The sequence below is a fragment of the Methylobacterium sp. J-043 genome, assembly GCF_022829505.1.
Taxonomy (GTDB): domain Bacteria; phylum Pseudomonadota; class Alphaproteobacteria; order Rhizobiales; family Beijerinckiaceae; genus Methylobacterium; species Methylobacterium extorquens_A.
On the sequence record NZ_JAKSYB010000049.1, the window covers coordinates 102,437 to 114,935 of the forward strand.

The 12,499-nt window shown below is 64.1% G+C and carries 10 protein-coding genes; 5 read left to right on the forward strand and 5 right to left on the reverse strand.

Features of this window, described 5'->3' with window-relative positions:
- Window positions 1–170 precede the first annotated feature (170 nt).
- Window positions 171–3,167: an HsdM family class I SAM-dependent methyltransferase gene (locus MKK50_RS13665; RefSeq protein ID WP_499022988.1), complete on the forward strand. Its 2,997-nt coding sequence runs from the start codon at window positions 171–173 to the stop codon at window positions 3,165–3,167.
- 14 nt (window positions 3,168–3,181) lie between these two features.
- Complete coding sequence (locus MKK50_RS13670; RefSeq protein ID WP_499022990.1) at window positions 3,182–3,946, forward strand: hypothetical protein; 765 nt, start codon at window positions 3,182–3,184, stop codon at window positions 3,944–3,946.
- A gap of 448 nt (window positions 3,947–4,394) precedes the next feature.
- Here the strand turns inward: MKK50_RS13670 and MKK50_RS13675 are convergent, their stop codons facing one another.
- The 4 genes from MKK50_RS13675 to MKK50_RS13690 all read right to left on the reverse strand — a co-directional run bounded on the left by MKK50_RS13675 (window position 4,395) and on the right by MKK50_RS13690 (window position 8,565).
- Window positions 4,395–4,907 carry a hypothetical protein gene (locus MKK50_RS13675; RefSeq protein ID WP_499022992.1) on the reverse strand — a complete coding sequence of 171 codons (513 nt, stop codon included), beginning with the start codon at window positions 4,905–4,907 and terminating at the stop codon, window positions 4,395–4,397.
- 62 nt (window positions 4,908–4,969) lie between these two features.
- Window positions 4,970–5,620: a hypothetical protein gene (locus MKK50_RS13680; protein ID WP_499022994.1), complete on the reverse strand. Its 651-nt coding sequence runs from the start codon at window positions 5,618–5,620 to the stop codon at window positions 4,970–4,972.
- Complete coding sequence (locus MKK50_RS13685) at window positions 5,617–7,614, reverse strand: hypothetical protein (protein ID WP_499022996.1); 1,998 nt, start codon at window positions 7,612–7,614, stop codon at window positions 5,617–5,619. Before MKK50_RS13685 ends, MKK50_RS13680 begins: the two co-directional genes overlap by 4 nt.
- A 111-nt stretch (window positions 7,615–7,725) precedes the next feature.
- The gene (locus MKK50_RS13690) at window positions 7,726–8,565 is read right to left on the reverse strand and encodes an outer membrane protein (RefSeq protein WP_499022998.1); all 840 of its coding nucleotides are present in this window, start codon (window positions 8,563–8,565) and stop codon (window positions 7,726–7,728) included.
- Window positions 8,566–9,247: 682 nt separating this feature from the next.
- Between MKK50_RS13690 and MKK50_RS13695 the strand changes: the two genes are divergently transcribed.
- Complete coding sequence (locus tag MKK50_RS13695) at window positions 9,248–9,811, forward strand: tyrosine-type recombinase/integrase (protein WP_499023000.1); 564 nt, start codon at window positions 9,248–9,250, stop codon at window positions 9,809–9,811.
- Between the two features lie 238 nt (window positions 9,812–10,049).
- Window positions 10,050–11,033: an AraC family transcriptional regulator gene (locus tag MKK50_RS13700; protein ID WP_499023002.1), complete on the forward strand. Its 984-nt coding sequence runs from the start codon at window positions 10,050–10,052 to the stop codon at window positions 11,031–11,033.
- A gap of 199 nt (window positions 11,034–11,232) precedes the next feature.
- On the opposite strand, the gene MKK50_RS13705 is transcribed toward MKK50_RS13700, so the two are convergent.
- A complete protein-coding gene (locus MKK50_RS13705; protein ID WP_499023004.1) occupies window positions 11,233–11,517 on the reverse strand; it encodes a helix-turn-helix transcriptional regulator in 285 nt (94 codons plus the stop codon).
- Between the two features lie 94 nt (window positions 11,518–11,611).
- Between MKK50_RS13705 and MKK50_RS13710 the strand changes: the two genes are divergently transcribed.
- On the forward strand, window positions 11,612–12,499 hold the full coding sequence (locus tag MKK50_RS13710) for a 3'-5' exonuclease (RefSeq protein WP_499023006.1): 888 nt from the start codon (window positions 11,612–11,614) through the stop codon (window positions 12,497–12,499).

Here is a 12,499-nt window from a genome sequence, read left to right on the forward strand (position 1 = left end):
AGAGATCGACAGGAATTGGAGCCCTGACGGCGGCTAAGCCGCTGAGCCCGCTGAGCTTTTTCGCGGTCCACAATTTATCTATGTGCGACAATGGCTTAGGATTGTCCCGTGCGTAGTTTGTCGTTAGCATTCAGAAATCATGGGGCCGCTGGTCCCGACCGGAAACGCACGTGCGCGACGACGCCCTCAGCCAACGGCTGGACGAGATCTGCCAGCAGCTTGGCTACACCGAGAGCGAGACCTTCATCACCGCCGACACCCTCGGTGCTGATGGACAGCGTTCGCATGTCCTTCGTGAAGCGATCAAGACGATCGGCATCGCGGGCGTGTTCGGTTTGGCCGGATCCCTGGAAGCGAGCGCCGCGCGCGCCGTGGTCTACATCGCCACGGCTAGAGATCCCGACGAGGTGCGTAAAATTCGCAGAGAAGTCTGGACGCAAGGCGTCGTCCCGTTCCTGATCATCATCTCGCCAGGCACGCTGACGATCTGCTCCGGGTTCGAACCGCCCTCCGAGAAGGCCCTTGTCCTGGACGACGACGGTCGCCTGCCCAAGGCGCTCCTCGATCTCTCAGCGGCACGTCTGAGATCCTCCGTCGCATGGCAAAATTTCGATGTCGCGCTGAAATCCAACGTCGACAATCGCCTCGTGGACGCGATTGAGGCGCTCAATCGCGCCGCTCGGAAGCTGAACCCCGAGCTCGCCGACGAGCGTAACCTCGTGAACGCCGCGATCGGGCGGTTTCTCTATCTATACGTGCTTATCGACCGCGGCATCCTCCACGAGGCGTGGTTACGCGGGGTCGGGGATCAAGCCGAAGGTGCAGCCCTGTTCGCTAGATCCGTCTGCCAGGACGGAAAGCAGAGCGCCTGGACCGCTCGCGATGCATTTGACGCTCTCGACGCGGTCGACCGCGAGATCAACGGCTCGGTCTTCCGAATCTCAAAAGATCAACGGGCGCTCCTGAACGACGAGGTCTGCCGGTTGATCCACGCCGTGCTGAGAGCCGGAACATCTGTCGAGGCCGTCGGCGGACAACAACTCGACTTCTTCGACGTGTCGTACAGGATCCTGAGGACCGAGACGATTTCCGCAATCTACGAGCGGTTCGTCTCGATCGAGGACGGAAAAGACAAGGCCGACGATGGGGTGTTCTACACACCGCCACACTTGGCCGATCATGTTCTGGACCTCATGGAAGAGGCCGCGCCTCTCACGATCCAATCACGGATCATCGATCCCGCAGCCGGGTCAGGCGTGTTTCTCGTCGGCGCGTTCCGCAGGATCATGGAACGCGCGACGCCAATGAACGGCTGGTCGCGAGAACACATCCACCGCGCCCACGATCTGCTTAAGAGCTGCATCTTCGGTGCCGAGAAGCAGGCGCAAGCGACGAACGTCTGCCGGTTCAGCCTGTATCTAACGCTTCTCGACTACGTCGGCCATGCTCCGATCGAGGATCTGGTGTCAGCCGCGGGAGACGTAAAATTTCTCCCGGACCTGACGAAGAATATTCGGTGCACGAACGCCTTCGACCTGACGTCCGATTTGCTGACCTTCGATCTGCTCGACATCAAGCAAAAGCGCTATACGCACGTCATCGGCAACCCGCCCTGGTCTCAGAAGGGCGGCCAGAAAGATCGCGCCAATGTTAGGAGCGACCGCCGCGACGAAGCCATCGTCGAACGTTTCTCGAAAGACCTCGACAAAGTCGAAGAGCCGGTCGTGCAAGGGCGGATGTCCGACTTGTTCGTGTGGCTTGCAAAACGACATCTGGCCGAGCACAACGGCGTCATCGCGCTTGTGCTGCCCACCCGCTCGCTGGTCGGGCTGCAATCCGGCCGGTTTGCTCATGCCGTCGCACGCGCGATGACGCCGGTCTTCATCGGCAACCTGTCCCATCTTCGTCGCAAGCTCTTCGATGGTGCCCAGGCCCCGGCCACGATCGCCGTCCTGAGAAACCGCCCGCCTGAGCGCACGGATCACGTCGCGATCTATCGGCCGCTTCTGACGTCCCTCCCGCTCGGCAAGAAGCGAGACATCTGGGCGCTGTTTCTCGCTCAGGCCGACATGCAGTATCTCCGCGCCGAAGACCTCCAGGCCGGACCGAGCGGCTGGTACGAACAAACCATGCTTCGCGCGCTCGACCGCCGCATGCGCGGCGCGCTTGTGACATGGACCCGAGCGCGATCGCGGACTTTCGGTGATCTGCTGACCCGGTCGAAGCTCGCAGTCACGCGTGGGGCGAGCCCAACCGACAGCGGCGTCTCTCGTCGGCCGCACGGAGCCGACAAAGACGTCAACCTGATGCCGATCACGGGGCATACCCTCGAACAGGCCGATCCGGATTACCGGGCCCGGTTCTCAGGAAACGTGATCCTGGTGCCTCGCAGCATGGCCGAGGCCTTCTACCTGCGCGAACCGCACGCCTACTCGTCGTCGTTCAACGCAATCCTACCCGAGGCCCAGCAACGTGCAGGACGCTACGATCCGGAAACTGATCTCGGCGTCACGCTACGCGATGAAGTCGTCGACGCCTTGATCCAGTACCTGAACGCGCCGATCTTGCGCTACTTCGCCGCACTGTACGGTTCAGGCCAGCTCGCCGACAGCGCACGCTTCGAGCGCGAGGAACTCCTGTCGGTGCCCTGCCCTTATAGCTCCGTGGACGATCCCGCCTTCATCGCCCTTGCCGGCCAGTCGGACGTTGATCGTGCGATCCTCGACGCGATGAACGCGGGCGATGAATTCAAGAAGGCCTATCGGGACTTCCGCGATTTCCGCGCGCAGTTTGGCAACGCGCGCATCCCGAAAACAAGCTATGCAACTGCAAAGCCCTTTGAGGTCGCCGGTTATCTGGATCGGGTCAAGGCTGAGGTCGCCTCCGCTCTCCCGAGGGGCGCACCGATGCAGGTCAAACCGGGCAAGTCCGTGGGCAATGATGTCCCTGACGTGATCCATGTCTTGCTCAACGGTGGTGACCCCATAGCAAGGACGCCGCCCAAGAGCCTATTTCTCGGCACGTCCATCATCGAGACATACCTGGATGACGAGCAAATCGTCATTTGGAAGAGCTCAGGCCGGCATGCCTGGACGATCGAGCAGGCGGTCGCGGACGCGCAGGTCGTCATTCGTCAGATCTCTTTAGCCCCCGTCGATCATCGATAATCTGCAGCCTGAACATGACGCAGACGACATGGCCGACTTTTCTCGAGAAAGCCCTGTGGGGGCTGCATCTAGCTTCAGAACATCTTGGAGATCCCGAGGTGCAAGCCGAATTTGAGGCCGCAGACGACTGGTGGCGCAAGCCCTTGAAAATCGGCATCCTCGAGGACGTCCTCGTGCCCGAGGAGACCGCGGTCAGCGGAGCTCTGGAAGTCCTGTTCAGTCGGATCCAAGCGGACCAGGTGATCTCCGGCACCCCGCCTGATGAGGAAGATCTCAGGCAGTTTCACTTCAGCTTGGAAAAACGCCGGTCCCGCGATACCGCCATCGGCAAAAAGACCAAGCCGACCGACATCGCGATCGTCCTGCGGGCGGGCGAGGTGTTCGATCTGCGTATCGAGGCCAAGACCCTGATCGAATACAGCGACATCAAGTCGGAGTACCTTTCCGGTCGCGGGCTGCTGCGCTTCGAGGATCCCGGCAATCCCTACACGCTTGAGGTGTACGGCGGCATGCTCGCCTACATCGTGCAGGATGACCCCTCTGCCTGGGAGGGTCAGGTTCGGGCAGACCTAGTCACTCAGCTCGGAGCCGAGCGCATCCGGCAGACAGATGTCGGACAGCGCTCAATGACCACATCAACGCATCGGTTCGTTATCGTCGAGAAGGGCGAGACGCGCACTGTCGATGTCGCTGTACTGCACCTTGTTACGGCGATCGAGGCACGGCCCTCCTTGAGGAAGCCTACAGATCCTCAGCCGATCGAGACGCTCAAGGCGTAATCGACGTCGCTCAATCTGCGAGAATGCAGACGAAAGCGGAAACTGCAAGTTCAGCATTCCAGCAGAGAGCGTGGTCAAGCCGTTTGGGAACAGTGGGTACGACAGGGCTGCGTTAGGTTTGCCCGCGCCTCTTGAGGTTCGTCTAGAACCGCGAGGACCACCTGATGTCCGACCTGCACCTCGCCCATCGCTTCTTGTAGATGTGGCCCAGGGCCCGTCCAGCCTCCGAATACCGCGCAAGTCCGACACGCACGCGCGGACCGACGACGAGCGCGCGTGTGCGGCGCTCATCGCGATCGACGACCACTCGACGCGCGTGACAGACCGGCCCGACGAGGTTGCGGTGTCCGAGGAGGCCACCGACCTCATCCAGGCCTTCGGCCAGCTGGTGACCGGCCAGCAGCTGGTACGGCCGATACGGGCCGCAGCCGACTTGGCGCGCGTTCCGCTAACGCAGCTTCATCTGTCTCTGGCAGGTTCGAACCGGCTTGCCGCTCATGATCGAGCGGAAGCTCACTGTCCGCGTCGCCGGATCGAACCGGACCTCGGTCCTATCGGACTGGTTGGCCGTGGCATCCTCCGGTAGCGGTGCGACCGAGCAGACCCGGCCGCGGGTGGTGCTCACGACCTTGCCGTCGCGCAGCAGATCGACGCGTGCCGGACAGATCGCCGGCTCGGCCACCGCGTTGCGCCCGTTCGCACCCATCTCGCAGAGGCCGCCCGCGAAGGCCACGCTCACGAGGTAGGTCGCGCCGTCCACCTCAATGCGGGTCGCATGGATCTGATGAAACGGCGTACCAGCGAGTTCACGCTGCCACAGGGGTGCAACGAGCGGCGTGAAGACGGAGGGGTGGCGTGGATCCGAGTAGGTCAGATTCTGCCACGCGGTCTCCGCATGCGCGGGGCCGAGAATGGCGCAGGCGGCGAGCGCCGCCGACATCACGAGGCGGTTCATGGTCATCATCGTCTCACTGGGGTGGATAGAGTGTGCTCGTCGGACGGCGTGGCCCGACTTGCACGAGCTCAGCCGAAGACCGGCATGAGTTGGCGTTCGAGCAGGGTCTCGATGGCGCGCCCGGCCCGGCGGCAGCGCGCGCGCCGCTCCAGGGCGATCAGACCGCAGAGCCCGAGCCAGACCGCGATGCCGCCGAGCAGGTACGGCAGAACCTGCAGCGCGGTCAGGACCAGGGCGTAGCCGACGAAGCCGTAGACGAGCAGCCCGACAAGCCCGAACAGCATGGCCGGGAACAGGGCGAACCGGACCATGTCGAGCACCACCGAGCCGGCTGCCGCGACCGTCATCAGCGCGAAGCCGCCGAGGCCGCTGACGAGGCCCAGCACCCAGCCGCCGCCGGCATAGGTGCCGACGAAGGCCACCCAGCGGTCGGGATCGACGACGTCGAAGCAGCGCCGGTTGGCGTCGTAGTACAGCGTGTCCGCCCAGTAGGCGCGTCGCGCATCGACGAGACCGATCGGCATGCGCCCGGTCCGCGTGTCGAGCATGCCCAGGACCACGCCGACGGTCACGCCATCTGCTTCCAGGCGGTACTGCTGACCGGTCAGCGCCAGGACGTCGTCGTAGTGCTGCAATCCGCTGCTGTGGCGGTGCGAGGCCTGTGGCAGCATGGCTGGCGACCCGATGATGGAGGGGATCGAGACCGAGGCGGTGTTCACGAGGCCCCCGGGCCCGGGAGCGCGAAGTAGCTGCGCCGCGCGTCCGCGCACTGGCCCATGCTCGTGGTCAGGGTGCCAGCGGCCGAGAGCAGCTCGACGCCGGTCCGCGGCAGGTCGAGCAGGAAGATACTCGCCATTCCCGCCAAGCCCAGGCCAGCCAGGGCCTGCGCGGCCTCCGGCCCTTGCGTCAGGCAGGCCAACGTGGCGAAGGGCCCGTCGAGACTCGGCAGGGCCTGAAGGTCGGTGACGCGCCAGACCTGCCCGCCGGCCGGATGGGTATCGGCGACGAGATGTCCGACGAGGGCCGGGTTGTCTCGGCCGAACGGCGTGACGCGGAGGGTCTCGGTCGTCCAGAAGAACCAGGAGGTCGTGCGCCGGAAGCTGATCTGCAGACCGTTGCCGGCGGCCGCGATCACCACCGCTCGCGGATCCGCGTAGGTCTGGCGACCGTCGGGCGCGCTCAGGACGAGACGCGCCTCGCCCAGGACCGGCTCGATCTCTGCCGTGGCGACGGCAGCCTCGGCGCGCCGCACGGCGACCCGGTTCTCCTGCTCGCGGCAGGCGTCGCTGATCGCCTTGCGCAGGTCCGCGCCGCCCGGCGGCAGCGTGCGCGTTGTCCCACCGACATACGGGCTGCATATACGGCGGGCCGGCTGCAATTCCGCATCGCCCAACCCGGCCCGCTCGAAGAGGTCGCGGATCTCGGTCAGGGCGGCCTCGCGCGCGGCTTCACGCAGGGGCTGGACGAGCGCCTCGGTCCGCGCCTGCATCAGGGCATCGACCTCGCCGCGCTCGGGATCACGCGGGTCGTGCGCGGCCTGGAGTTCGTCGGCCGACACCGCGAACCAGCCGTTGCGCTCCAGCCCGTCCAGCGTCTTCGGGGCGGCGGCGAAGCGGGCGGCCAGGGCTTGTGCCCGGATATCGACGGCGCGCGCGTTCAGCCCTTGCGCCTGCTCCCGACAGGTCTGATGGAGCGGCCCCGTCAGGGTGAGATCGAAACCGTCGGAGGCGGTGAACCACCGGCCGAGTACTCCGGAGCAGCGCGTGCCGACAGCGAGGATCGGCCCCAGCTTCGGATCGAGCGCCGTGATGCTGGCGCGGATGGCCGCATCGATCCCGGGCTGCTGACGCATCAGCCACGCCTTCGCCTCGCGGCGGCACGCGCTGCCCACGGCCTGCCCGAAGCGCAGCGCCGCCTCGGTTCCGGCCCCGGCGCTGCGCAGGGGATCGCTCAGCATCATGTCGCGAACCGGATCGCGCTGCGGGAACCAAGGTCCGAGCAGGTCGTGGCATTGCGCGACATCGGTCTGCAGGGGATCGTCGCCGATCGTCTTGGTCCGGAAGCCCTCTGTCAGGTCTGCGATCACCTGAGGCTGCGCGGTGGTCAGGCGATCCTCCAGCGCCCGTGCGTAGGCACCGGCGACATCGGCGCGTCCGACGAACCCGGGGCTGCCGACGAGATGGCCAGGATAGCCCACATCGAAGCGGCGCATGGTCGCGAGGCGCACGTCGAGGGCTTCGGCTCGCTTGCGCACGAGCCGGACGTAGAGGGCGGGCAGTGCGCGCTCGCGGCAATGGGCGTCGAGGTCGATCTGGAGCTGCGTCGCACCCTCACCGCGCTCGCGCGCCATGATCCAGTCGCATCGGCCAAGGAACGGGCCGGCCTCCTCGAGGGAGCGGATCGCCGCGAAGCGCTCATCCAGCCGCTGCTTGAGGTCCCCGACGGCGGCGTTGCCATGCCGCCTGAGCTGCTCCTGCATCGGCCGGATATCGATGTCGTACACCATCGGGTGCTGCGCGCGGATGGCGGCACCGATCTGATACCATCGGTACCTCTGGGCGTTGTCGAGGGTGACGGGTGCCGCGAGAGCCTCCCGGGTGTAGGCATCGACCCAGTCGGGGATGGTCGGCGGGCTGGCGGCGAAGGCGGGAATCCCGCCTAAGGCCAGGATGGCGACGGCGAACATCGGCAGCGACAGGACGTGTCGAGACATCCAGGAATCTCGTTCGGAGGAGAGTCGGCAGGCATGAGTGCAGCCTCGACCGGCCCCGCCGACGCTCGGCGAGCCGAGCGCTGGGACGGTCGAGGATACGAGGCTGAGACTTCAGAGGCCGGTGAAGCGATAGTTCAGGCCGGCCCGGACCAGACCGAAGCGGTTGGTCTCACGTACGGTGTAGATATCGGTCGGACCGGTCCCGCCGGTGCCGGTGTAGCGGGCGGTCACACTCGAACTGCCGAGATCGGCGTAGAGGCCTTCGAGCTTGGCGCTGAGACGATCGGTGAAGGCGTATTCGACGCCGCCGCCAGCGACGTAGCCGACCTGCACCGACGAGCGAGAACCGGAATACGGGATGACGTTGACGCCACCGGGGAAAAACGGGCCGGTGCCGATGACTGTATAACTGGTGCGGACGTCGACATCGCCGTAGGCGAGACCGCCGGTCGCATAGACCATCAGGCGCTCGCTCGGCAGAAAGCCGACGCGGCCACGAACGGTGCCGAGATAGTCGAGACGCGAGCGGGCGGTCAGATTGTCGTTGTCTGTGACGCCCGCCGGCAGGTTCGGAAACGTGCCCGTCCCTGAACGGCGGCGGTCCAGACCGGCATACTGGAAGTCGGTCTCGAGACCGAGGACGATCCGTCCGACCTGATGGTTGTAGCCGAGCTGGCCGCCGCCGACGAAGCCCGTCTGCTCCCGCGAGCGCTGGAAACCGGCGAGCGTGCCGGGATTGAGGCCGACGAAGCCGGGGCCTTCGCTGTAGCGCGGCCGGCCTGAATCGGAGAAGGCGGCCCCGGCGTTCACGCCGGCATAGAATCCGGTCCAGGTGAAAACGGGGAGGACGGCCTGGGCAGGCGCGTAGCGGGTTGCCGGCAGATCCGCCGCCTGAGCGGCTCCCGCCATGAGGAGGGGCAGCAGCAGGGCAGCGAGCTTAGTCTTGGCCATGATCGTGAACTCCACACGCAACATCATTCACCTGCAAGCCGATGCAGGCGTTGAAACAAGATTTTCCACGGTCGGTCGGACAGTCAAAGAACTGCCGTTGCATATTCTTCCAGCCGCTACGTGGGGTTCATGAAGGTGGCGCAATCTTTCGCTCGGCACCTGAACTCGACGTCACCTTGCCATTCTAAGTTGGGGTTGAGCGCCTTTCTGAAATCTTTCCATGAAAAAGAGGATTGGCTCTACGGGAGGATGATCCGTTCTTTGGAAGGTACTTTGCGTCCGCGACTGGAAGACCAACGCTTCGGCCCAGGACACACAGACCGCGCAGCCATCTGACAATCGGCGCGACACGACAAAAGCCGCATCTCGAAGGTCGCGAATCGCAAAAGCGCCACTGGTGAGGTTTATCGATCCTGGCGATTCAGTCATAGTCGTGCAGCGATTCGTGGAACAGAATTGCCAATTCTGTTTACGTCCTTGCAACGTCTTGAGATTTACACTTGATCGTCTTCCGGGTTGGAGCTACCAGCTTGCCCATTCTCTCCATGCCCATGGCGAACAATGTCAGGGCCGCGGCGTGGAACAGAATTGGCAAATGCGTTCCAACACGCCACGCGCAGCCTTGCTGCCGTGGTCGGCTCCAGGACACCCCACGATGGCCCGAACAGTGCCGGCCTCATCCATGTCGCTCTACACCGGCAGCGGACGGCGCAAGTACCTGACGGCGCACGAGCGCGAACGTTTCGTCGCTGCGGTCGCCTCTCATCCACCCGAAGTCGCCACCTTCTGCCTGATGCTCGCTTGGACCGGGTGTCGAATCACCGAGGCGCTCAATCTCACCCATGCCGATCTCGATATCGAAGGCGGCATGGTGTCCGTCCGCAGCTTGAAGAAGCGACGGGCTGGCGTCGTCCGCGAAGTGCCGGTCCCGCTTGCCTTCCTCGCGTGCGTTCGGCAGGTCCATGGCCAGGGTCGATCCGGCGACCGGCTCTGGCCGATCGGACGCACCACGGCGTGGCGTCACGTGAAAATGGTCATGGCGCTCGCGGAGGTGGGCGAAACCGCAGCCTCGCCCAAGGGACTGCGCCACGGCTTCGGCGTGCATGCCCTTCGTTCCGGCATCCCCCTCAACCTCCTGCAGCGCTGGCTCGGCCACGCCGACATCGCGACGACGGCGATCTATGCCGACGTGATGGGGGCGGAGGAGCGAGAGATCGCCACGAGAATGTGGTCAACCCGGACATAGGCGCGTCCGATCGAACGCGACGGCGGACAGCCGCCCGCCCCTCGTCGACCGAACATTCGGGAACCGCAGCGTGCGGCAGGGCGGCGATGACGGACGCTGCGTTCCGTTGTGAGTACGGACCGTCCCTCGTCGTCCGTCCGGAAGCAGATCGAAACCCAAACGCAATCATTGCGTGTGAGGCCGGCACGGACCTTCACGGCACCGTGTGTATCCCCGTCGCGTCCGGCTTTCGGCTCCCATGATCATCGATCATCGCTTCGACCATATCCTCGATGCCGAGAAACGTCGCCGGGCTTGGATCGACACGCTGTCGTCGTTCTTCGTCACGCACGTCGATCCCGACAGCGTCGTGCCGACGACCGCGTTCCACCGCTACCATCACATGAACCAGTTGGTGTTCGGCGAGATCGACGCGTCACCCCAGACGATCGAGCGGACGCCAGCGTTGGTGGCGGCCCAGAACCTCGATCACATTGTGCTGCGGCTCTACACCTCCGGACGGACCAACATCTCCATCGCCGGACAGGCGCGGGAGATCACGCAGGAATCCTTCGTCACCTTCGATCTCTCGCAGCCGATCCTGTCCGAGACCAAGGGTATGACCGGGCTCAACCTCGCGATCCCACGCCGGATCCTCGAGGGCCGCGTCGGCGACGTCTCGGCTTGGCACGGTCAGATCGTTCCGTCCGCCTCTAACCCCGTGACCAAGCTGCTCGCAGATCACTTCCGCAATGTCAGCGCCTGCTTGAAGACGGCGACGCCCGCGCAGATGAGCCACGTCATTCCGGCGACGACGGCCCTGTGCAACGCGATGTTCTTGTCGGAGGCCGACAGCGCCTACAATCAGGCCGCGGTCACCAGCATCGCCATCCGCCAGTTCATCGACGAGAACCTCGCGACCATCAACGCCGAGATGCTGATGACCCGGTTCGCGCTTTCGCGGACCCCGCTCTACAAACTGTTCGAGGCCGACGGCGGCGTCTACGCCTACATCCGCGACCGACGGTTGTCCCGGGCCATGCAGATCCTGGCTCGGCCCGAGGAGCGCAAGTCGCAGATCGCGACGATCGGCTACACCCTGGGCTTCGAGAACGACCGGGTGTTCAGCCGCGCCTTCCGGCGGAAGTACGGGCTGAACCCGAGCGAGGTCGACAGCGAGAGCCAGAGCCGGTTCCACTTGGAACGGGAGTCGCTTCTGCTCTCGTGGATGAAGGACTTATGAAGAGGACTTGGACGCGAGAAGCGTTAAGCGCGCACACTGTCTTTGGCCAATCGAGGGAACCAGAGCATCCTACCGATGCCCCACCAGAATGACCGACAAGAGATATCTGCGCCAGCCTGGGACGTGAACGGCCAGACTGCACGAAGACGTAAAGCCCGATGCAAATAACTTAAAAACGATGCATGAGCAGCATACCGCATCACGCGTCGTTTTTAGTATCAAGCTTCCCCCGCGCATACACATCAGCTCGCAGGACGATTCCGGTCGCCCCATCGTCTCGGACAATCTCCTCGATGCCACCGACCCGCAGAGCCGCGACCAAGCTCGCCATCGTTCGCGGGTGCGGAACCTGCACATCGGTCTCGTAGCGCGCCACCACGAGACGCTGCACCCCGGCACGCTCGGCCAACTCGGCTTGCGACCATCCAAGTATGATGCGTCCAGCTCTGATCAGTCGGCTATCCACGCTGCAAGTCCCGCTCACAAAAATGTGATCGGACCAAAACGATATCCTGTGTATCGTTTTCCACAGAAAATCCTATATTCAGCTTGCCTGCAACAAATGGTGAGCAAAGCAAATGCTCGACATTGATCCTGAGATCATCGCCTCTGCGTTAGAGCGAAACGGCGATTATCGCATCCTCCGCCGCCACAAACCTCGTCGCGTTTTCGATGCCCCTGGCGATGCAAAGGTCCGAAATGGCCTCATCATCGATTTAGAGACTACCGGTCTCGACCCGGCTTACCACGAAATCATTGAGGTGGGACTGCTACCATTCACATATACTGTTGACGGACGCCTGGTCGCAGCCGGCACGCCGTACGGCTCATTTCAGCAGCCGTTCGGACAAATCCTGCCGGATATAACACGGCTGACCGGTATCGACTCAGCCATGGTCGAGGGCCGGATGATCGATCGCGCCCAAGTCAATGCGATGGTGGCTCAGGCCGATCTGGTGATCGCGCACAACGCGAATTTTGACCGGAAGTTCGCGGAGGACCTCTGCCCGGCGTTGGCGGCGAAGCCGTGGGGGTGTTCGCTAGTGATGGTGCCTTGGGCGGCTGAAGGGATGGGCAGCAAGCTCTGCTACATCGCCGCGGATCTCGGCTTCATCTACTCGGCCCATCGCGCGGTCGATGATTGCCAAGCCACGCTCGAATGCCTGGCGCGTCCGCTGCCGCAGTCCGGGCGAACGGGATTCAGCTACCTTCTTGAGCAAGCGTTCGAGCCCGTGCATCGGATCAAAGCCGTCCGCGCGCCATTCGAAGCGAAAGATGCCTTGAAGGCCCGCCGATACCGCTGGGACGACGGCGCTGCGAGCAAAGTGCGCGGTTGGTACAAAGACGTACCGGCAGAGGAGGTCGCGGGCGAGCTCGGCTGGCTGCGCTTGGAGATCTATCGCTACGAAGCGGACATTCCAGTCACCGAAATCACGCCCTACGATCGCTTCTCCGGGCGGCTGTAG